Genomic DNA, 22172 nt, shown 5'->3' on the forward strand with positions numbered 1-22172 from the left:
TTTTTTGTTTTGCGGAATAGAAAAGAAGGAAAAGGACAGGCAAGTAGGGAATAAGTTGAGTTATTCCACGCACCCTCAATCCGGTCATATTCCGATACATAACGTCTGATTTCAAAATTTTTTTTGAAGAAATTCCGTCGGCTTCCTTCATATTTAACAGATTCGGAATTTTGACGGGGGAGCGCTTGAACTGGAAGCTTTTATCATGGAAACAGACTGAAAATTTACGCTATACTCATGAGGAAGACATGATGGAGTCAAGTGACCTTACTTTACGGCTCAATCTATTGTACGACTCTGTTCGAAGGAGGAATTTTCTTGTCGCTGTTACATTTAGCTATTTTGTTGCCTCTTCTTGCGGCACCATTCATCCCGCTTTTGTTCCGGGGGATGAAACAAATTCATACAGGCTGGTTCGTCTTGATCGTTCCGGTCGTGCTCGTCACCTACTTCGCCGGATTCATTCCGATCACGAGTGCAGGGGACGTCGTGACAGAGACGATTGCGTGGATGCCGTCCCTCGGGATTAACTTCACGGCATACGTCGATGGACTCAGTCTCTTGTTCGCGCTTCTCATCACGGGAATCGGCGCACTTGTCGTCCTCTATTCGATTTACTATTTGAATAAGGACAAAGAGTCGCTCGGGCATTTTTACGTGTATCTCTTGATGTTCATGAGTGCGATGCTCGGGGTCGTTCTCTCGGACAACATGATTGTCATGTATATGTTCTGGGAGCTCACATCGATTTCTTCATTCCTATTGATCGGGTACTGGTATGAGAAAGAACGTTCACGCTATGGTGCGCAGAAGTCGATGCTTCTCACCGTGTTCGGTGGATTGTCGATGCTCGGAGGGATTGTCTTACTCGAATCGATGGTCGGTTCGTACAGCATTCGCGATATGGTCGCGAACTCGGGCGTCATCGCCGAGAGCCCATTATTCCTCGTCGCGATGGTTCTCATCTTGCTCGGTGCGTTCACGAAGTCGGCGCAGTTCCCGTTCCACATCTGGTTGCCTGACGCGATGGAAGCACCGACTCCGGTCAGTGCGTACCTCCACTCAGCAACGATGGTCAAGGCGGGTCTCTACCTTGTGGCCCGCATGAGCCCGGTGTTCCAAGAATCATCCGTCTGGCTATGGACGATAGCCGGGGTCGGGATGTTCACGATGTTCTGGGGTTCGTTCAACGCCGTGAAGCAGACCGACCTGAAGGGAATCCTAGCGTTCTCGACCGTCAGTCAACTCGGGTTGATCATGTCACTCCTTGGACTCGGAGCGGCGGCGCTCCACTATGACGGCATGGATGACAACATCTTTATGGTCGCGACGATTGCGGCGATCTTCCATTTGATCAACCACGCGACGTTCAAAGGCTCGCTCTTCATGATGGTCGGGATTGTCGACCACGAGACGGGCACACGTGACATTCGTAAACTCGGTGGTCTGATGACCGTCATGCCAATTTCATTCACGGTCGCCGTCATCGGTTCGTTATCGATGGCTGGTCTTCCGCCATTTAACGGATTCTTGAGTAAAGAGATGTTCTTGAAGGCGACGACGAAAGTCTTCTCGGCCGACTTCTTCGCGCTCGATACGATTGGGATTCTACTCCCGATCATCGCCTTCGTCGGAAGTGTGTTCACGTTCATCTACAGCATCATGCTGTTCACACGGACGTTCATGGGCAAGGCAAAGTTCGATCAATTGCCGAAACAACCGCATGAGGCGCCGATTGGCATGTTAATCTCACCGGTCATCCTTGCACTTCTCGTTGTCGTGCTCGGGTTCTTCCCGAACGTCTTGTCGAACTCGCTCATCAAACCAGCCGTCGAGTCGATCTATCCGACACTCGTCGCACAAGGGCAAGAAGTCGATGTTCACATCTACTTCTGGCACGGTTTGACACCAGAACTCTTCATGACGATCGGGATCGTCCTTCTCGGTTCATTGCTGTTCTGGCAAATGGGTAAATGGATAGGCATCTACAACCGCATCCCACATCGTCTGACGCTCAACGGGATGTACGACGGTACGCTCGTATGGTCGAACAAGGCGGCATATCGCTTTAAGGACAACTACATGACTGGATTCATCCGGTCGTACTTGATCTATATTTTCGTCTTCCTCTCAGGCATGATGCTCTTCAGTATCTGGTGGTTCGACATGTACCGCTTCTCGTTTGAGAACCTGGCTGAGATTGCACCGTATGAATATGTGCTCGGAGCCGTCGTCATGCTAGCGGCGCTCGCGATTCTCTTCATGAAGTCGCGTCTCCCGTCCATCATTCTCCTTGGGGTCGTTGGTTACGGCGTGGCACTGTTCTTCGTCTTCTTCGGTGCACCGGACTTGGCACTCACGCAGCTCGTCATCGAGACGGTCTCGGTCGCATTGTTCTTGCTCGTCTTCTATCACATGCCGGACATCAGCAAGAAGGAAGTTCGGATGCGTTTCAAAGTCGGGAATGCTATCGTGGCTGTTCTCGTCGGGACGACCGTGACGCTTCTCAGCTTCATGGCACTCACAAACAAATCGCTCACCTCGATCTCAGAGTATTACAAAGAGAACGTGTATGAGCTTGCAGCAGGTAAAAACATGGTCAACGTCGTTCTCGTCGACTTCCGTGGATTTGATACCTTGTTTGAAATCGTCGTTCTCGGGATTGCAGCTTTCGGGATCTACACGATGATTAAATTTAGAACAACACGACGTACGAAAGGAGAAGCTGAACATGAAGCAAAACAGCAGACGCGTCAATGACGTCATTTTGCAGACGGCCGCGATTATCATTTTCTTCATCATTGTCATCTTCTCCATCGACTTGTTCTTTGCCGGTCACTATTCACCAGGTGGAGGATTCATCGGTGGATTGATGACATCCGCGGCACTCGTCTTGTTGCTACTCGCATTTGATTCGAAGACGCTTGCGAACGTGCTCCCGATCGACTACCGTCTCATGACGGCGACCGGATTACTGATTGCACTCGCGACAGGTCTTCACTCCGTATTCTTGGGTCGTCCGTTCTTGACGCATGCTTACGGGAAGTTCGACTTACCACTTCTCGGTGAACAGACGCTCCATACGGCGATTGCGTTCGACTTAGGGGTTTACCTCGTAGTCATCGGAATCACGTTGACGATTATACAAACGATTGGAGAGAGTGAATAATGGAAATCTTCGTTAGCATCATCATCGGTGTCTTGACGATGTGTGCCGTCTATCTTGTTCTCTCAAGAAGTTTGTTACGCATCATCATCGGCACTGCCTTGTTCAGTCACGCGGCACACCTTCTCGTCTTGACGACGGCAGGTTTGAAGACAGGGGCTGCCCCTGTCCTCGTCGACGGTGTGACTGAATTCACAGACCCGTTACCGCAAGCGCTCGTCTTGACGGCAATCGTGATCAGTTTCGGGGTGACGGCGTTCTTCCTCGTACTTGCTTACCGCACGTACCAGGAGCTCGGCACGGACAATATGGAAGAAATGAAAGGAACAGAATCGTATGATTAACTTACCGGTCTTTCCAATCGTCATTCCTGCGCTTGCGGCCATCCTTATGATGTTTATGCCAAAACGGGTCCAGCTGCAGCGCGTGATGGCTCTTGGAGCTTTAGTTATGACGGCGATCGTGTCACTCTTTCTCGTGCATACGGTCTCCACGGAGGGAATTCAAACCCTCAACCTCGGGAACTGGCAAGCGCCGTTCGGCATCACGCTCGTATCGGATATGCTGTCAGCCCTACTCGTGACGACGTCGACTCTCCTCACGCTCTTCATCGTGTGGTTCGCCGTCCATTATTTCTCAGACTCATATGAAGGCAACTACTTGTACATCTCGATGCTGTTCTTGCTCGTCGGGGTGAACGGTGCCTTCACGACAGGTGATATTTTCAACTTGTTCGTCTTCTTCGAGGTCTTCTTGATGTCCTCATACGTGTTGATTGTACTCGGTGGACGTGGCGTCCAGTTACGTGAATCGATCAAATACTTGCTCGTGAACATCATCGCCTCGGCGCTCTTCGTCATGTCGGTCGCCTTGCTTTACGGAGTCACAGGCACGCTCAACTTGGCGGACTTGGCGATGAAGATCCCGCTCGTCGATAACCCGGACGTCATCACTGTCATCGGTGTGCTGTTCGTCATCGTCTTCGGGATGAAAGGGGCACTCGTCCCACTTCACTACTGGCTCCCTGGAGCGTACGTGGTCGCACCGACCCCGATTCTCGCCATGTTTGGGGCACTCTTGACGAAAGTCGGGGTGTACTCGATCTTGCGGACGTACACGCTACTGTTTGATGGGAACGGTGAATTTTTACAGACGTTCCTCATGGTGCTCGCTGTCCTCACCATCTTCATCGGGATGACAGGGGCCATCGCATATAACGATGTGAAACTGATCATCATCTACAACATCATGATCGCGGTCGGGGTCATCTTGTACGGAATCTCGGTCAATACGCAGACGTCCCTTGAAGGGTCACTCTACTATTTGATTCACGACATGATCATCAAAGCCGTTCTCTTCATGCTCGTCGGGATGATGATCGGGATCACCAAATCCGGTCAACTCCGCGATATGGGTGGACTCATCACCCGTTTCCCGCTGTTCGGATGGACGTTCTTCGTCGCAGCGCTCTCGCTCGCTGGGATTCCGCCACTTAGTGGATTCTTCGGGAAATTGTTGATCGTCTCAGGCGGGATGGACGAAGGGGAACTGTTCGGACCACTTCTCGTCCTCTTGTCGAGTCTCTTCGTCCTCTATTCGGTCATGAAGATTTTCTTGAACGGGTTCTGGGGCGAGGCGAAGCGCGAGTATGATGGACCGCTCGTACCGTATACGAAGCGTTTGATCGTGCCGGTCTTCTTGTTGCTCATCATTGCGGTCGCATACGGATTTGGGGCAGAAGCCATCCATCCGTATATCACGCAAGCGATTGAGCCGCTCGTCAATCCAGAAATCTATATCGATGCCGTGATAAAGGAGTGAATGACAGATGGCTTATCAACTATTGATTAACTTTTTCTTGGCGTTCATCTGGATGTTCCTCACGGGATCGTTCACAACGAGCGGATTCTTCGTCGGGTATCTACTTGGCTTACTCATCTTGTTCATGATGCGCCGATTCTTTAAATCTAGTGGAGGCGGCTTTTACTTCACACGCGTCTGGCGTCTGTTTAAACTGCTGCTCATCTTCATCCGTGAATTGTTCCTCGCGAACTTTGAGGTACTGCGTCTCGTCCTTAGTCCGAAGTTGAAAATCCAACCAGGGATTTTCCGCTATGAGACGTCGCTCGACAAAGGATGGAAAGTCAGCTTGCTCTCGATGCTGATCACGCTCACACCAGGGACGCTCGTCGTTCAGGTGTCAAAAGACAATTCCGTGCTCTATATCCACGCACTTAACATGCCGGATAAAGAAGCGTTACAAAAAGACATTTATGATAACTTTGAATCAAGCATTAAGGAGGCGACAGAGTGATGGATTTACTAGACATTCTCATCTACATCTCGCTCGCCATTCTCTTGCTTGCGATGTTGATGATGTTGTATCGTGTCGTCAAAGGACCGACGACGGCAGACCGAGTCATCGCGCTCGACTCCATCGGGATCGCGCTTATCTCGGTCGTCGCGTTACTATCGATTCTGCTCGATACGACTTTGTATTTTGAAGTCATCTTGCTACTCAGTATTTTGGCCTTCATCGGAACGGTGGCGTTCTCGAAATTCTTAGAGAGGGGAGAGATTATCCAACATGACCGCGACAATGATCTTTGATCTCATTACCGGCATCTTCACGATCATCGGCGTCTTCTTCACCGTCGTCGCCGCGATCGGTCTCATCCGTCTCCCAGATATTTATTCGAGAACACACGCTGCCTCAAAGAGTGCGACACTCGGTGTCATGTTCGTTCTCTTTGCAGCCGTCCTTCACGTATATGTCGATGAACGGGTGTTTGATGCAAGACTCTTGCTCGGTCTCTTCTTCGTCCTCTTGACAGCTCCTGTTGGGGGTCACCTCATCTCGCGTGCGGCGCACGCGAAAGGTGTTCCACTTTGGGAGAAGTCGTTACAAGACGCGCTGAAAGAAGACAAGGACAAAGGAATCGAATAAGTAAAAGACGGGATTCGCCACGAGGCGAGTCCCGTCTTTTGTTTAGATGAGATAGGTCAGGTCGGAGGCGGCGGTCGGATAGGCGACTTCTAAGTGCTTCACATGTTGATGCGACAGTTTGTTCTGTATAATGTAAGAGAACAGGTTGATAAGTTCTGGGGCATGATGACCAATCAAATGAGCCCCGATGACGTGCCCTTCTGCACTTAGTAACACTTTTGAATATGCGGTTGTGTCATTGATTCGTGAATAGGTGAGGAAGTGCGACATGTCCGTTTCTTTCACGTCGAAGTCAATGCCCTCCGCTTCCGCTTCCTCGACCGTAAGACCGACTTTGGCAATCGGTGGTGTCGCATAGACGATGGTCGGGGCCGGACGCTCAGGGAGTGACCTTGTATTCCCGTGAAGCATATTGAGTGCGGCGAGGCGCCCTTCCTGACCGGCGAATGGAGTGAGTTCGGGATTTGAACTGTTAGCGACGTCGCCTGCGGCGTATATGTTTGGGTTACTTGTTTGCAGATGCTCGTTCACATGTACACCGCGATGATCAGCTGTGACACCTGCCGCTTCAAGCCGAAGTCGCTCGATGTTTGGAATTCGTCCTGTAGCGTTAAGGACAACTCCTTCTAGGGTAGAGTCATCTGATAACGTTAAGACGTTGCTATCGATTCGTATTGGCTCGACACCATGTCGGACGGTGATGCCGATTCGCTTCGATTCTTCGATGAGCCGGTGGACGACGTTCGGGTCGAATGCCTTCAACGCATGTGAACGAATGAGGAGTGTCACGTCGCTTCCGAATCGTCGGAAGATATGGGCGAATTCAAAGGCGATATAGCCTCCCCCCACGATATGAATCGATTCAGGCAACGCGTCGAGGTCGAACACATCATCGCTCGTGATCGCCAGTTCGCCACCTGGGATATCGAGAGGGCGGGGCGTTTGACCCGTAGCGATTAAAAATTGATTGGCAGAGAGCTCGTGACCATCGATGACGATTGAATCCTCATCGATAAAGTGAGGCTCTCCCTGATATAAGTCTATGTTCATCTCATCCCAATGCTGTTTTTTGGATGTTGGGATAGAGAGGCGGTACTCATCAATCCGCTTTTTAAAGGACGACCAATCCAGTGACAGGCTTCCTTCGATGCCAAGCTCACGCATACGTTCCGTTCGGGCAAGGAGTTCTGCTCCTTCGGCAAGCATCTTCTTCGGGTCACATCCGCGTTGAGGACATGTTCCCCCGAACGTCCAATTCTCAATGATGGCGATCTCTTTACCGGCTTCGCGTAAAATGGAAGCGGCTTGACCCGCTGCGGAGCCGCTACCGACAATGATGACATCGTATCGTTTCATACTATAAAATCCTCCTCTGGCGAGATATCACACTCTTTTTCCCGTCCAGGAGGAAGCTAAACTGAGGTGAATGGAATTGAGTCATACCGACCACATTAAACATAAATTAGCGCTGCTCCCGGACGAGCCGGGTTGTTATCTGCATAAAAACGAATATGGTGAGGTCATCTATGTAGGGAAGGCGAAAAACCTCAAGAATCGGGTCCGTTCTTACTTCACGGGCGCACACGACATCAAGACGATGCGTCTCGTCGCAGAGATTCGTGACTTCGAGTACATCGTGACGGCGAGTGAACTCGAGGCGTTATTACTCGAAATGACGCTCATCAAAAAGCACGACCCGAAGTACAACATTCGCCTCAAAGACGACAAAACGTACCCATATATCAAGATTACGAACGAACCATATCCGCGTCTATTGACGACGCGGAAATTGAAAAAAGACGGCGGACATTACTTCGGACCGTATCCGAACGCCTATGCGGCGAACGAGACGAAACGTCTACTCGATAAACTGTATCCGCTGCGGAAATGTCAGCCGATGCCTAAGAAACTCTGTCTGTATTATCATATCGGGCAATGTTTAGGTCCTTGTGAGCTGGCGGTCGATACGGATTCGCAAAAAGAGATCGTCAATGAGATCCGGCGCTTCTTGAACGGGGAGACGGCTGAAACGCTCACGAAGCTGAACGTCGAGATGGGACGTGCCGCTGAGGATATGCAGTTCGAGCGGGCGGCTGAACTACGCGATCAAATTCGAGCAGTCGAATCGATTATGAACAAACAGAACATGATCACGGCCGACCCGACGGCCCGTGACGTCTTCGGCTATACGCTCGACCGAGGCTGGATGTGCGTCCAAGTATTCTATATGCGTGGCGGGAAGATGATTGAGCGAGATGTCTCGCTCTTCCCGATGCATGGAGAGCCTTCGGAAGAACTCGAAAGTTTCATCGTTCAGTTCTATGAACAAAACGTCGTGCCAAAAGAAATTCTCGTACCCGAGACGGTCCGGCTCGATTTACTGAATGACGCCATCGGAACGAAAGTGATGCAGCCGAAACGAGGGGCAAAGAAACAGTTGCTTGATTTAGCAACGAAGAATGCGACAATCGCCTTAAACGAGAAGTTCGAGTTGCTCGCCCGAGATGAAGAGCGGACGTTGCTCGCGATGCGTGAACTCGGGGAAGCAATCGGCATCCCCAACTTGTCACGTGTCGACATCATCGACAACGCGAACATCCAGGGGGCGGACGCCGTGTCGGCGCTCGTCGTCTTTGAAGACGGGAAGCCACTCAAAAAAGAATATCGGAAATACAAGATTCGGACGGTTCAAGGACCGGATGATTACGAGACGATGCGTGAAGTCGTCCGTCGACGATTCCGCCGTCTTTTGACGGAAGACAAGCGATTACCCGATCTCCTACTGATCGATGGGGGGATTGGACAATTAAACGCGGCGCTCGACGTCATCCAAAACGAGTTCGGGCTCGACTTGCCGGTTGGCTCGCTCAAAAAGGATGACCGACATCGAACGAGCCAACTGTTATTCGGGGAAGGTGGGGGCGTTGTCGAGCTGCATCCACGCTCGAGCGCTTTTTATCTGTTGCAGCGGATGCAAGATGAGGTTCACCGTTTCGCCATCACGTTCCACCGCAGCTTACGGACGAAGAAGATGACGAAGTCGATCCTCGATGAAATTCCGGGTGTCGGTCCGAAACGCCGTCAACAGCTTATCCGCCATTTCGGGTCGATGAAACAAATCCGTCTGGCATCACTCGAACAATTGAAGGAAGCGGGATTGCCGGAAAAATTAGCGGAGACCGTGCTTCAGTACGTGCACGAGGAGACGGATGAATGAGACAGATTACGACAGACGTGGAGAATACAATCGCTTCATTCGTGAGAGCGATTGATGAATTTCTACCAACCGTTCAGCATATATATATTCATGGATCATTAGCGATGGGTGGTTTTCATCCGAAACGAAGTGATGTAGATTTGTTGCTCGTCGTATCAAACGCATTGACTCGGGAGGATCGACAAAAACTCATCGACTGCTGTCTCTCGTACTCCAACGAAGCATATCCGCTCGAACTGAGCATCATGACGATGGCGCAGCTAAAAGATTGGTATCATCCAAGTCCTTTTGAGTTTCACTATAGTGAAGGGTGGCGTTCACGTTTTGAAGAAGCTAGTAGGGAAGAAAGAACCGAATTGCAACAAGGATTCACCGATCCTGATTTGGCGGCTCACGTCCAAGTGATTTTAGAGCGTGGTATCACATGGCGAGGGCAACCACTTCATAAACTCCTTTCTGGATTCGATTCAGCTCATTTTTCTGATGCGATTCGAGCGGATGCGCTCGACTGTCTTGACTCGATTGAAGAACAGACGGTGTATAGCGTATTGAACTTGATACGTGGCCTGGCCTATGAACAAGAACGTGTTCTGCTCTCAAAACAAGAAGCACTCCATTGGTTAGTGAATAACGGACATTTTCCAGGAAATATTGTCGAAGTTGTTCGTAAGGCGACTCGGAGCTATGAAGGGGGAAGTGTGACGTTTCATCGACAAGAACTCAATGAATTCCGTCGCTACATGCGTCAACAACTTCAGCGGAAACAAAAATAAGAGTCGATGCGTTTGGCATCGACTCTTATTCGTAGTCGTCTTTCCGGTCTAGTTGGACGGTGATTTGGACAGCTTTTCGGGTTGGATCGGCATACCCTTCCGCGACGCACTGGAAACGACCTGCAATCTGTTCGGCTAAAAATCCAGCTTCAAGCTGATAGTATCCTGTCGCTTTGGCCTGAGTCGCAGGTGGTGGGATCAATTCATATGTAAACTTGCTCCCACGTTCCTTCTTGAGTGTCAACTCGCCCCAACCTGCCTCTGCGAAGAAAGCAGTCAGTTCATCGTCGGACATCGTCGGGAATTTACGGGCGACCCGTTTTCCTGACCAATAGATGACTTGGGCGTAATCTTCGCCAAGCAAATCCGTCAACACATAGTCGCGAAGCAGTTCAATCGCGAAAATTGGTTGGCTCATCGTTTCCATTCTATCCCATCACTCCAATCTCTCTATATCATTATAACGACCAATTGGAATTTGGTCATCCTGTATTTTTGAAAAGAATGTGGCACAAATCGGCTAGGTTGTCTTGTCATACAATTTTCACAAGAGTAGAATAGGAGACAGAAAGCTATATCTGCATTTGAAAACGCTTTTATTGACAATACGAGCCAATGCTCGTGAAAAGGGGGAACTAGAATGGCAGCGCATCGTGACTACTTCAGTCGTAAAGTCCATTCGCTACTTGGGGTCATTCCAATCGGTTTGTTTTTGATCGTCCATTTGTCGGTCAACTACTACATCGTCGATGGGGTGGAGTCATTCAACAAAGCAGCAAAATTCATGGCGAACTTACCGTATTTGTACTTCCTTGAAGTGACAATTATCGCATTGCCGATGATTTTCCACGGGGTGTACGGCGTGTACTACGCGTTTCTCGGGTCAATCAACTCGAATCGCTATTCATACGCGCGCAACTGGTTGTATCTCTTCCAACGCTTCACAGGAGTTTTCCTCGTGATCTTCATCGCTTGGCACGTTTGGGAAACGCGTCTTGCGAAATTGCGCGGGGTAGAAGTCAATGCGGAGATGATGCAAAACATCGTCGACAACCCGCTCATGTTGATCTTCTACATAGTCGGAATCCTTTCGGCTACGTTCCACTTCGCGAACGGTCTTTGGTCGTTCTCGATCACGTGGGGTATCACACAGTCACCTCGTTCGCAACGTCTCATGAGCTACGTATCAGGTGTCGTGTTCTTGGCACTATCTTTTGTCGGCATCCGTTCGATTTTGACGTTTGCAGGCATCTTGTAATTAGGGGGAATTTTACATGGCAAATCAAAGTTTGATCGTCATCGGTGGCGGTCTAGCTGGACTCATGGCGACAATCAAGTCGGCAGAGATGGGTGTTCCGGTAAAACTATTCTCGCTTGTACCGGTCAAGCGTTCACATTCAGTTTGTGCCCAAGGTGGGATTAACGGGGCCGTCAACACGAAAGGGGAAGGTGACTCTCCTTGGCAACACTTTGACGACACGGTCTACGGAGGCGACTTCCTCGCCAACCAACCGCCTGTCCAAAAGATGGCGGAGAATGCTCCGAAAATCATTCACATGTTCGACCGGATGGGCGTCATGTTCAACCGTACGCCAGAAGGTCTCTTAGACTTCCGTCGTTTCGGTGGAACGCTTCACCACCGTACGGCATACGCCGGAGCGACGACAGGACAGCAACTTCTCTATGCACTCGATGAGCAGGTTCGTCGTTACGAAGCGCAAGGTCTCGTCGAGAAGTATGAGGGCTGGGAGTTCCTTCGCGCCGTCATCGACGAAGAAGGCATCTGCCGCGGTGCGGTATGTCAAGATTTGCGCTCGATGGAAATTAAAGCGTTCCCATCGGACGCGGTCATCTTGGCGACAGGTGGCCCAGGGGTCATCTTCGGTAAGTCGACAAACTCGGTCATCAACACAGGACAAGCAGCGGCAGCGGTTTACCGCCAAGGCGCGGTTTACGCGAACGGGGAGTTCATCCAGATTCACCCGACGGCGATTCCAGGGGATGACAAACTTCGTCTCATGAGTGAATCGGCTCGTGGAGAAGGTGGACGTGTCTGGACATATAAAGACGGGAAGCCATGGTACTTCCTCGAAGAAAAATATCCAGCTTACGGAAACCTCGTACCGCGTGACATCGCGACACGTGAGATCTTCGACGTATGTGTCAACCAAAAACTCGGCGTCAACGGCGAGAACATGGTCTACCTCGACTTGTCCCATAAAGATTCGAAAGAACTCGACATCAAACTCGGTGGGATCCTCGAAATCTACGAGAAATTCGTAGGCGACGACCCGCGTAAAGTACCGATGAAAATCTTCCCGGCAGTCCACTATTCGATGGGCGGACTATGGGTCGACTACGATCAGATGACGAACATTCCAGGACTCTTCGCAGCCGGTGAATGTGACTACTCGATGCACGGTGCGAACCGTCTAGGTGCGAACTCTCTTCTTTCAGCCGTTCATGGCGGAATGGAAGCAGGGCCTGCGGCAGTCAACTACATGCGTGGTCTCGATCAAGCGACAGAAAGCGTTTCAGAAGCGCTCTTTAACTTCAACGAACGTGAAGAAATCGAGCGATTCAACAACATCCTTGCGATGGATGGAACAGAGAATGCGTATCAGATTCACCGTGAACTCGGTGAACTCATGACGGACAACGTCACAGTTGTTCGCTACAATGACAAACTTGAAGCGACCGACAAGAAAATCCAAGAATTGCGTGAACGTTTCCATAAGATTTCAGCTACGGATACGGCACGTTGGAGCAACCAAGGGGCATCGTTCATTCGACAACTCGACCACATGCTCGACCTCGCACGCGTCATCACACTTGGCGCGCTCAAGCGGGACGAGAGCCGTGGTGCCCATTACAAACCGGAGTTCCCGGAACGTAATGATGAGCAGTTCATGAAGACGACGATGGCACGTTACAAAGATGGGGAAGTCGATATCTCGTATGAAGACATCGATGTTTCGTTAATCCCGCCACGTAAACGGGATTACTCGAAGAAAGGGGCGAAGACGAAATGACGACGCCAATGCAATCTGAACAAAAAGACATCCGCTTCATTATCGAACGCCAAGATGGACCGGATCAAGCGACGTATACGGAAGAATTCACGGTACCATACCGTCCAAACATGAACGTCATCTCGGCATTGATGGAAATCCGCCGTAACCCGGTCAATGCGAACGGGGACAAGACGACACCGATCAACTGGGACATGAACTGTCTTGAAGAAGTATGTGGTGCCTGTTCGATGATTATCAACGGGAAGCCGCGCCAGTCGTGTACGGCACTCGTCGATAAACTCGAGCAACCGATTCGTCTTGCACCGATGAAGACGTTCCCGGTCATCCGTGACCTTCAAGTCGACCGTCAACGCATGTTCGACGCGTTGAAAAAAGTGAAGGCGTGGGTTCCAATCGATGGCACATACGACCTCGGTCCAGGACCGCGTATGCCGGAGAACAAACGTCAATGGGCGTACGAACTATCGAAATGTATGACATGTGGTGTTTGTCTTGAAGCGTGTCCGAACGTGAACGACAAATCGGACTTCATCGGTCCAGCGGCGATTTCGCAAGTCCGACTCTTCAACTCACATCCAACAGGTGCCTTCCACGCGGAAGACCGCCTCGAAGCACTCATGGAAGACGGCGGCATCATGCAATGCGGAAACGCACAAAACTGTGTCGAAGTTTGTCCGAAGGGCATCCCGCTCACGACGTCAATCGCTTCGATGAACCGTCAAACGACGCTTCACTCGTTCAAACAGTTCTTCGGTAGTGACAAAGGTCGCACCGGTTCTGCGGTCGAGGCGTAAGCGAGCCGATGACCAAGTACTTTCGAGAGCCAGGTTGGGAAACACGTGTCAAAGCAGGTGTCGCGCTCGATGTGAAAGTCCGCTTTTCGGAGTGCGACCCGTATGGTCACATGAACAACACAATTCCGTTCATCTATTTCGAAGATGCCCGGATCGAGTTGTTAGAGGCGACAGGATTCTCTTTAAAGGACGGATTCGTCGTCGTCGCCGATGCGCAATGTGACTATGTTCGACAAGTCATGCCACGTCAACAGCTGACTGTGCATGCCAATATCTTGACGGTCGGAAACACTTCATGTGATATTCATTACGGGGCATATGACGGAGAGCAACTCCTTTTCGCCGGACGGACAAGCCTCGTTCATTTAACGAAGGAAGGTCGTCCTACGGAATGGACTCCGGAATATAAAAACCGCTTGCAGAATTTTTGCGAATCCGCTATCATTTGATAATGAGTTCACAAACAAAAATTATTCTGCTGGTTCGCCTGTAGAATTGAATTTTGAAGGGAGACCATCATCTCATGGAAAAAACGTTCACAGTCGTTGCTGATTCAGGAATTCACGCTCGTCCAGCTACTCAGTTAGTTAACACAGCTTCTAAGTTCCAATCAGACATCAACCTCGAGTACAATGGTAAAACAGTTAACTTGAAGTCGATCATGGGTGTACTTTCACTCGGTATCGCAAAAGATTCTACAATCAAGATCACTGCTGAAGGTGAAGATGCAGAAGAAGCAATCAACACGCTTTCTGACATGCTCACTAGCGAAGGTCTTGCTCAGTAATTCGGGTAAGGGACGAGGCGCCACTGGCGACCTCGTCTTTTTTTGTCATGGGAACGTTTCTTTTTCCGTCCGAGGTTTTTTGGTAAGATAGGTGAGAATGGAAGTGATGAAAATGAAACGAGCGATTGGAGTCCTCGATTCAGGAGTCGGCGGGTTGACGGTAGTCAAAGAATTGATGCGCCAACTCCCTAAAGAAGAGATCGTCTATATCGGAGATACTGAGCGCTGTCCGTACGGGCCGCGTCCGCACGATGAGATTGAAGCATATACATGGGAATTGATTGAATTTTTATTGAAGAAAGACGTTAAAATGATTGTCATCGCCTGTAATACGGCGACAGCGGTCGTATTGAAGGAGGCGCGCAAACGTCTCGACATCCCGGTCATCGGTGTCATCGACCCGGGTGCCCGCGCGGCTGTCAAAGGAACGCGCAACAAGCATATCGGTGTCATCGGTACGAAGATGACGATTGAGAGCGGTTCATATGAGAAGGCGTTACGTCACGTGGCAGGTGAGGTCGATGTGTATTCACTCGCGTGCCCACCGTTCGTCCCGCTCGTAGAGGCTGGAGAAGTGTCTGGAGAGCGCGTGCGACAAGTGGTGGAGGAAACACTTCGTCCACTTCAACCATCCGAGATGGATACGTTGATTCTCGGTTGTACGCACTACCCACTCCTTGCCCCAGTCATTCAAGATGTGGTCGGACCGGACGTCCACCTCATCTCATCAGGTGACGAGACGGCGCTTGAAGTGGCTGCGATGCTCGATTATCAGGAACTTGAGAATGGATTGGATGCAGTCCCGGCACATGCCTTCCATGCGACGGGTGATATCGACCTATTTGACCGACTCGCGAGCGAATGGCTCGGGCGTCCGGTTCATGCGGAGAAAGTCGAGGTGACCGGCATTGCGTGATACGAGACGATTTGATGAACTGCGCCCAGTCGAGATTGTGCCGCACGTGAACAAGCATGCGGAAGGGTCCGTATTGATTTCAATCGGCGATACGAAAGTCATTTGTACCGCGACTGTGGAGGAGCGGGTACCGAATTTCCTTCGCGGAAAGAAGCAAGGGTGGATCAATGCAGAATATGCGATGCTCCCACGGGCGACGGGAGACCGTACTGTCCGGGAATCGGTACGTGGAAAACAATCGGGACGAACGATGGAGATTCAGCGTCTGATTGGCCGGTCGCTCCGCTCTGTCGTGGATTTAGAACGTCTCGGTGAACGGACGATTTGGGTCGACTGCGACGTCATTCAAGCGGATGGCGGCACTCGGACGGCTTCCATCACAGGTGGCTTTTGCGCGCTCGTGTTGGCCGTCGATCGCTTGATTCGCCAAGGGAAACTTGAAGATACACCGATTAAAGAAGGGGTGGCCGCGATTTCGGTCGGGCGAACGGACGAGCTTGTCTTAGACTTGGATTACCTAGAAGATGCTGCGGCAGAGGTCGATATGAATGTCGTCATGACGGCAAGCGGACGATTCGTCGAAGTACAAGGTACAGGGGAAGAGGCGACGTTCACGCTACAAGAGATGAACGAGATGCTCGCGCTCGCGCAACACGGCATCGAATCATTATTCAAGACGGCGGAAGCGGCACTCGGTGCTTCTTGGTGGTACGTCGGAGAACGTTCGGAGGAGACATTATGAAGTTGATCATTGCGACACACAATCCTGGAAAAGTGAAAGAACTCGAAGGAATGCTGACGCCGCTCGGGTTCGAGGTCGAATCACTACTCGACTATCCGGATGCACCAGAGACGGATGAGACCGGCACGACGTTTGAAGAGAACGCGGCGTTAAAAGCGACGGAGGCGGCAGCTTACTTTGGGCATGCCGTCCTCGCGGACGACTCCGGTCTTGAAGTCGACGCACTTGACGGGGCACCGGGAGTATATTCAGCCCGCTTTGCAGGTCCAGAAAAGTCAGACGAGGCAAACAATGCACTTCTTCTTGAAAAATTGAACGGAGAAACGAATCGTACGGCTCGTTTCGTCTGTGCGCTCTGTCTCGCAAAACCGAGCGGAGAGACGTTGACCGTTCGTGGAACGATCGAAGGGACAATCGGTTATTCCCCACAAGGCGAAAATGGCTTCGGATACGATCCACTCTTTATCGTCCCATCGCTTCATAAGACAGCGGCCGAGTTGGAGCGTGACGAGAAGGCGGTCGTCAGCCACCGTGGACAGGCACTACGAAAACTGGAGGCAGAAATCATACCATTCATGAAAGGATGAAGCTTATGCGTTTTCTAATAGTGAGTGATAGTCATGGTTTGACCGAAGAGTTGACGACGATTTTTGAAAGGCACGAGGCGGAAATTGATGACGCCTTCCATTGCGGGGATTCACAACTCGCCCTTGTCGATGAACATTTGTTACCTTATCGAACGGTTCGGGGGAATTGTGATTTCGGTGGAGACCTTCCCCTCGAACGCATCGAGACGACGGATGCCGGTACGATTTTAATCGTTCACGGGCACCATCATGACGTCAAATTTGATTTGAACCGTCTACGGTATCGAGCGGAAGAAGTGGGAGCGAATGTCGTCTTGTTCGGTCACTCGCATGTGGCGGGTGCGCTGATCGAGGACGGGGTTGTCTACATCAACCCAGGTTCGATTCGCATGCCGCGAGGACGAACGGACAAAACGTATGCGTTACTCGATCTCGAAGCAGGGGAAGCAACAGTGCGTTTCTATCGTTCAGAAGACGGTTCTCACGTCGAAGACTTGGACATCTCAGGAAAACTATGAGTTTGGAATGGGAAATCGATTGACAGGAAACCATTTTTCTATTATAGTTTTCATGTCAATGTCCCAATAGCTCAGCAGGATAGAGCAACGGCCTTCAAGACAAATAGGAGCCTTTATAGGGAAACAGAAACCTATAAAGTGGACGACACTATATCGGTGAAGCCTTAACAGATGATGCTGATGGTAATACCGAGGAAACTTACGATCTCTTAAGGAGTGATGTTTTATGTATCATCACACAAAAAGTAAGGGAGATTTAGGTGTTTTAAAGGCTCAAGTAGATTTATATCAAAAAGGGTTTATGATTTTGTTCCCTGCAACTGAACATGCACCGTTTGACTTAGTTGTTTACAAAGACAACCAGTTTAAACGGATTCAAGTTAAGTACAGAGAACTAAACACAAACGGGGTTCTAAATGTTCGGTTTCGTTCAAGCTATAGTACCGCGAGTGGAGTTCAGACGCGGTTTATAAACAAAGATGAAATTGATGTATACTGTGTATATTGTCCACAGACTGATACCTGTTATTACTTTGAACCGAATCTTTTTGAAAAATCTATTTCATTGAGGGTAAAAATACCAAAGAATAATCAAAAGCAAAATATTCTTTTTGCAGATGATTATCGTGAGGTTCCGTAGAGACTACACGTGTCGCACCTGAAACGGTGAAGATATAGTCCAGACTACAAACAACACGATGTTGGTGACGAAAGTCATGGTGGTAAGCTAAGCCGTCGGTCGGGGGTTCGAATCCCTCTTGGGACGCTTCCATTAAAATAGAGACGCTCTCTACGGAGAACGTCTCTTTTTTCATTTTCCGGGAAATCGATTGACAAGGAATCGCGTCCTAACAGAAGATGAAGGGGAATGGAAGAAAGGGTGAGGGAAGATGGAGAAGGAAAAGGATCAGGACTATCCGTTCCCGGGGAATTGGGCGCGTCTGCATAAGATGATTCAGGAGGCAGATGCTTCTGGGGAACGACAGCGGATCGAACCGATTTTATGGGATTGGTATCAGACGATTCCAGGTGACCCGTTTATTTTCATGGAAATCTTCCAATGTGCAATGGAACGGCCGGACGACCCAGAGACACTCGAGAAGCTGCAGGAACTCGTCAGCATCCATATGTCCGAGGCGGAAGAACCGGCCTCAGGAGGGTTGCAGATTGCGCAGTATTACATCATGCGTGACCAACCGTTTGAAGCGGCGCACTGGATCAACCAGTATCTCGAATGGCAGGACAAGAAGGATACGGTCAACACACAGGCACATCAGGTACTTCAAGTGTTGAAGATGACCGAGTTTCCGGCGGCAATTGCCAAGTTGAAACGAACGCTGACACGAGGGAGTACGGGGGAACAGATTGAAGCATTACAACATGTTCACTTTCAAATCGACCCGGTGCTCGACAATGTGCTACATGAACTGCTCGTGTCGGAGCGTCCGAAGCTCGTCAAACTGATCGTGTTGGAAAAAGCGTTCGCCGAACTAGATGTCATCGAATGGACGGATGGGGACGTTTCGAACAAGATGACACGAACAGAAGCAAAAGCGCAGATTGAAACATGGGAGAAGACCGTCTTTTCACTTCAAAAATCAGTTGAAGGCGATGAAATCGGGACCCAGCTGTTGATGAATTACATGTATACGCATTATCCGTATGTGCCGGCCGAAAAAGCAGATGTGGAACAGGCGCTCGTACAGGCGAAACAAGCGATTTTACATGACGAATCAGTCGACGGTTTAGCTGCGGAGATTTTAGAGGCGGATCTTCGCTTTACACAGGCGTTATTAGACTAAATCCTTGTGTGCTTACCGAGGATTTATGCTATAATACGGATTGTTGTACATTTTTGTACGGTATAAACGAATTGTTGGAGGGACTTAGCATGACAGCAAAATGGGAAAAAACATCAGGTAGCCAAGGCGTACTCACGTACGAAGCTCCTGCAGAAGCTTTTGATAAAGCAGTTGACGCCGCATTTAAAACAGTCGTCAAAGACTTGAACGTGCCTGGCTTCCGTAAAGGTAAATTGCCACGCCCAATGTTCAACAAAATGTATGGAGAAGAAGCACTCTATCAAGATGCGCTCGACATTCTCTACCGCGACACGATCCAAGGTGCAGTTGAAGAAGCTGGTTTCGAACCAATCGCTCTCGAAAACATCGATGTAGACGGTACGCTCGAGAAAGGCAAACCAGTCGCTTTCAAAGTGACATTCGTGGTTGAGCCAGAAGCTGAGCTTGGCGAATACAAAGGCCTCGAGTACGAAGCTGTTTCAACTGAAGTAACAGAAGACGAAGTAACAGCAGAACTTGAAGCACTTCAACAGCAAGGCGCAGAACTCGCTGTTAAAGAAGGTGCAATCGAAAACGGCGATACAGCTGTATTTGATTTCGCAGGTTTCGCTGACGGTGAGCAGTTCGAAGGCGGCACAGCTGAGAACTACACACTCGAAATCGGTTCTGGTCAATTCATCCCGGGATTCGAAGAGCAAATGATCGGCATGACTGCTGGTGAAGAAAAAGACGTTGAAGTAACATTCCCTGAAGAGTACCACGCTGAAAACTTGGCGGGTAAACCAGCGACATTCAAAGTCAAACTTCACGAAGTCAAAACAAAACAAGTTCCTGAACTCGACGACGAGTTTGCAAAAGACATCGACGAGTCTGTTTCGACACTCGACGAGTTGAAAGCAAGCATCCGTGAGCGTTTAGAAGCTGGTAAGAAACAAGAAGCTGAAGGTACAATGCGCGACCAACTCGTAGAGCAGGCAACTGCTAACGCGACAATCGACGTACCGGAAGTTCTCGTTGAACAAGAAGTAGACCGCATGGTACAAGAATTCGGTTCACGTGTATCTTCACAAGGAATCGACCTTAACATGTACTTCGAGCTCACTGGTACTTCTGAAGAAGCAATGCGCGAAGAGATGAAAGAGCAAGCTGAAGAGCGCGTAAAAGCTCGTCTCGTCTTGAAAGCAATCGCTGACAAAGAAGCAATCGAAGTATCTGACGAAGATGCTGAGAAAGAGCTTGAAGAAATGTCTAAACTTTACAACATCGCACCGGACCAACTCCGTACGATGCTCGCTCCGCAAGGTGGACTTGAGACACTTAAAGGTGACCTCAAATTCCGTAAAGCGATCGACATCCTCGTTGAAAACGGTAAAGCGAAGTAAGCTGATATTCGAAGGGACGACTGCCTAGCGGTCGTCCTTTTTTCTGTCACAGCACATTGCATGTGTAATTCTTTGAAGTCGCAATATGTTCATGCTACAATTATTTCAACGCAGAGATGTAAAATGTCTTTTCGCGGTGCATCGCACCAGAAAATTCAAATCGCGATTTATCGCACTTACATCCATTTTCACCACAGAAGGGGTGTATCGAATGTTCAAATTTAACGAGGAAAAGGGGCAACTCAAGTGCTCGTTTTGCGGAAAATCGCAAGAACAAGTTCGTAAGTTAGTCGCTGGACCAGGTGTATACATTTGCGATGAGTGTATCGAACTTTGTAATGAAATCGTTGAGGAAGAGCTCGGTGTAGAGGAAGAAGTCGAATTCAAAGACATTCCAAAACCACAAGAGATTCGTAACATCCTAGACGATTATGTCATTGGTCAAGACCGCGCCAAACGTGCGCTTTCAGTCGCTGTCTATAACCACTATAAACGGATCAACGCCGGCGGCCGTTCGGATGATGTCGAACTTGCGAAGTCGAACATCGTCATGATCGGACCAACTGGTAGCGGGAAGACGCTTCTCGCTCAGACGATGGCTCGCGTCTTGAACGTCCCATTCGCAATCGCAGATGCGACGAGCTTGACGGAAGCAGGTTACGTCGGAGAAGACGTAGAGAATATCTTGCTTAAATTGATTCAATCGGCTGACTATGATGTCGAGAAGGCTGAAAAAGGGATCATCTACATCGATGAAATCGATAAGATTGCCCGTAAGTCTGAAAACCCATCGATTACGCGTGACGTATCCGGTGAAGGCGTTCAGCAGGCGCTCCTTAAAATTCTTGAAGGCACGACAGCAAGCGTACCGCCACAAGGTGGACGGAAGCATCCGCATCAAGAATTTATCCAAATCGACACAACAAACATTCTCTTCATTGTCGGTGGCGCATTCGCCGGCATCGAATCGGTCGTCAAACGCCGAATCGGGAAGAAAGTCATCGGTTTCGGAAACGACCAAGAGAATCGCGAGTTGACGCAAGAGGACTTGCTCGCCCGCGCACTCCCTGAAGACCTTCAAAAATTCGGCTTGATTCCTGAGTTCATCGGACGTTTGCCAGTCATGGCGACGCTCACGACACTCGATGAGGAAGCGCTCGTTGAAATCTTGACGAAGCCGAAAAATGCTCTCGTCCGTCAGTACGAGAAAATGCTCGAGCTTGACGATGTCGAATTGACCTTCACAGACGAAGCATTGATCGAAATCGCCAAACTTGCGATCAAACGTAAGACTGGCGCGCGCGGTCTCCGCTCGATTATCGAAGAAATGATGCTCGATGTGATGTTCACTGTCCCATCGCGTGACGATATCGAGAAAGTCATCATCACGGATGAAACGATTACGGGTCTTGCCGGTCCGAAATACGTCCTTCGTGACGGTACTGTCGAACAGACAGGGGACAACAAAGAGACAGCATAATTTTTTAACGAAGAAGGCTCAAACAC

At 49.8% G+C, this 22172-nt stretch carries 24 protein-coding genes; 22 read left to right on the forward strand and 2 right to left on the reverse strand.

The window, feature by feature from the left end:
* Positions 1-318: 318 nt before the first annotated feature.
* From KNO71_RS06760 to mnhG, 7 genes are read left to right on the forward strand one after another with little or no spacing between them, the layout of a single operon-like run.
* A complete protein-coding gene (locus KNO71_RS06760) occupies positions 319-2760 on the forward strand; it encodes a Na+/H+ antiporter subunit A (protein WP_214687780.1) in 2442 nt (813 codons plus the stop codon).
* Entirely contained in the window at positions 2732-3169 is a 438-nt protein-coding gene (locus tag KNO71_RS06765; protein WP_015881092.1) for a Na(+)/H(+) antiporter subunit B, read from the forward strand. The genes KNO71_RS06760 and KNO71_RS06765 overlap by 29 nt, the downstream gene beginning before the upstream one ends.
* A complete protein-coding gene (locus KNO71_RS06770) occupies positions 3169-3510 on the forward strand; it encodes a Na(+)/H(+) antiporter subunit C (protein ID WP_214687782.1) in 342 nt (113 codons plus the stop codon). Before KNO71_RS06765 ends, KNO71_RS06770 begins: the two co-directional genes overlap by 1 nt.
* Complete coding sequence (locus KNO71_RS06775) at positions 3503-4987, forward strand: Na+/H+ antiporter subunit D (RefSeq protein ID WP_214684768.1); 1485 nt, start codon at positions 3503-3505, stop codon at positions 4985-4987. Before KNO71_RS06770 ends, KNO71_RS06775 begins: the two co-directional genes overlap by 8 nt.
* Before the next feature lie 7 nt (positions 4988-4994).
* Positions 4995-5480, forward strand: a complete 486-nt coding sequence (locus tag KNO71_RS06780) for a Na+/H+ antiporter subunit E (RefSeq protein ID WP_015881095.1) — start codon at positions 4995-4997, stop codon at positions 5478-5480.
* A complete protein-coding gene (locus tag KNO71_RS06785; protein ID WP_026826530.1) occupies positions 5480-5776 on the forward strand; it encodes a Na(+)/H(+) antiporter subunit F1 in 297 nt (98 codons plus the stop codon). Before KNO71_RS06780 ends, KNO71_RS06785 begins: the two co-directional genes overlap by 1 nt.
* Positions 5754-6113 carry a monovalent cation/H(+) antiporter subunit G gene (mnhG, locus tag KNO71_RS06790; protein WP_015881097.1) on the forward strand — a complete coding sequence of 120 codons (360 nt, stop codon included), beginning with the start codon at positions 5754-5756 and terminating at the stop codon, positions 6111-6113. Before KNO71_RS06785 ends, mnhG begins: the two co-directional genes overlap by 23 nt.
* A 42-nt stretch (positions 6114-6155) precedes the next feature.
* Here mnhG and KNO71_RS06795 read toward each other — a convergent pair whose 3' ends face one another.
* Positions 6156-7469, reverse strand: a complete 1314-nt coding sequence (locus KNO71_RS06795) for a dihydrolipoyl dehydrogenase family protein (RefSeq protein WP_214687784.1) — start codon at positions 7467-7469, stop codon at positions 6156-6158.
* Positions 7470-7539: 70 nt separating this feature from the next.
* On the opposite strand from KNO71_RS06795, the gene uvrC reads away from it, so the two are divergent.
* A complete protein-coding gene (gene uvrC, locus KNO71_RS06800) occupies positions 7540-9330 on the forward strand; it encodes an excinuclease ABC subunit UvrC (protein ID WP_214684764.1) in 1791 nt (596 codons plus the stop codon).
* Positions 9327-10103, forward strand: a complete 777-nt coding sequence (locus KNO71_RS06805; RefSeq protein WP_214687786.1) for an aminoglycoside adenylyltransferase domain-containing protein — start codon at positions 9327-9329, stop codon at positions 10101-10103. Before uvrC ends, KNO71_RS06805 begins: the two co-directional genes overlap by 4 nt.
* A gap of 25 nt (positions 10104-10128) precedes the next feature.
* Here the strand turns inward: KNO71_RS06805 and KNO71_RS06810 are convergent, their stop codons facing one another.
* Positions 10129-10521, reverse strand: coding sequence for a YslB family protein (locus tag KNO71_RS06810; protein ID WP_251030919.1), 393 nt, complete (start codon positions 10519-10521; stop codon positions 10129-10131).
* A gap of 222 nt (positions 10522-10743) precedes the next feature.
* Between KNO71_RS06810 and KNO71_RS06815 the strand changes: the two genes are divergently transcribed.
* The 13 genes from KNO71_RS06815 (at position 10744) to clpX (ending at position 22146) form a co-directional block, all read left to right on the forward strand.
* Positions 10744-11361: a succinate dehydrogenase cytochrome b558 subunit gene (locus KNO71_RS06815; RefSeq protein WP_214687790.1), complete on the forward strand. Its 618-nt coding sequence runs from the start codon at positions 10744-10746 to the stop codon at positions 11359-11361.
* A gap of 16 nt (positions 11362-11377) precedes the next feature.
* The gene (gene sdhA / locus KNO71_RS06820) at positions 11378-13135 is read left to right on the forward strand and encodes a succinate dehydrogenase flavoprotein subunit (protein ID WP_015881103.1); all 1758 of its coding nucleotides are present in this window, start codon (positions 11378-11380) and stop codon (positions 13133-13135) included.
* 8 nt (positions 13136-13143) lie between these two features.
* Positions 13144-13932 (forward strand): succinate dehydrogenase iron-sulfur subunit, encoded by a 789-nt coding sequence (sdhB, locus tag KNO71_RS06825; RefSeq protein WP_193343274.1) that lies wholly within the window; start codon positions 13144-13146, stop codon positions 13930-13932.
* Between the two features lie 8 nt (positions 13933-13940).
* The gene (locus KNO71_RS06830; protein ID WP_074032771.1) at positions 13941-14381 is read left to right on the forward strand and encodes an acyl-CoA thioesterase; all 441 of its coding nucleotides are present in this window, start codon (positions 13941-13943) and stop codon (positions 14379-14381) included.
* 74 nt (positions 14382-14455) lie between these two features.
* Complete coding sequence (locus tag KNO71_RS06835; protein ID WP_015881106.1) at positions 14456-14719, forward strand: phosphocarrier protein HPr; 264 nt, start codon at positions 14456-14458, stop codon at positions 14717-14719.
* A 112-nt stretch (positions 14720-14831) separates the two neighbouring features.
* Entirely contained in the window at positions 14832-15635 is an 804-nt protein-coding gene (gene racE / locus KNO71_RS06840) for a glutamate racemase (RefSeq protein WP_270812475.1), read from the forward strand.
* Entirely contained in the window at positions 15628-16377 is a 750-nt protein-coding gene (rph, locus tag KNO71_RS06845) for a ribonuclease PH (RefSeq protein ID WP_211781495.1), read from the forward strand. The genes racE and rph overlap by 8 nt, the downstream gene beginning before the upstream one ends.
* Positions 16374-16964: an XTP/dITP diphosphatase gene (locus KNO71_RS06850; RefSeq protein ID WP_015881109.1), complete on the forward strand. Its 591-nt coding sequence runs from the start codon at positions 16374-16376 to the stop codon at positions 16962-16964. The genes rph and KNO71_RS06850 overlap by 4 nt, the downstream gene beginning before the upstream one ends.
* 5 nt (positions 16965-16969) lie before the next feature.
* Positions 16970-17482 carry a metallophosphoesterase family protein gene (locus KNO71_RS06855; protein WP_015881110.1) on the forward strand — a complete coding sequence of 171 codons (513 nt, stop codon included), beginning with the start codon at positions 16970-16972 and terminating at the stop codon, positions 17480-17482.
* 226 nt (positions 17483-17708) lie between these two features.
* Positions 17709-18122, forward strand: a complete 414-nt coding sequence (locus KNO71_RS06860) for a group I intron-associated PD-(D/E)XK endonuclease (protein WP_078146531.1) — start codon at positions 17709-17711, stop codon at positions 18120-18122.
* 250 nt (positions 18123-18372) lie between these two features.
* The gene (locus KNO71_RS06865) at positions 18373-19284 is read left to right on the forward strand and encodes a hypothetical protein (protein WP_214684746.1); all 912 of its coding nucleotides are present in this window, start codon (positions 18373-18375) and stop codon (positions 19282-19284) included.
* A gap of 89 nt (positions 19285-19373) precedes the next feature.
* Positions 19374-20666 carry a trigger factor gene (tig, locus tag KNO71_RS06870; RefSeq protein WP_015881112.1) on the forward strand — a complete coding sequence of 431 codons (1293 nt, stop codon included), beginning with the start codon at positions 19374-19376 and terminating at the stop codon, positions 20664-20666.
* A 211-nt stretch (positions 20667-20877) separates the two neighbouring features.
* Positions 20878-22146 carry an ATP-dependent protease ATP-binding subunit ClpX gene (gene clpX / locus KNO71_RS06875; RefSeq protein ID WP_015881113.1) on the forward strand — a complete coding sequence of 423 codons (1269 nt, stop codon included), beginning with the start codon at positions 20878-20880 and terminating at the stop codon, positions 22144-22146.
* Positions 22147-22172 lie beyond the last annotated feature (26 nt).

It is taken from the genome of Exiguobacterium sp. s163, from assembly GCF_018617135.1.
Taxonomy (GTDB): domain Bacteria; phylum Bacillota; class Bacilli; order Exiguobacteriales; family Exiguobacteriaceae; genus Exiguobacterium; species Exiguobacterium profundum.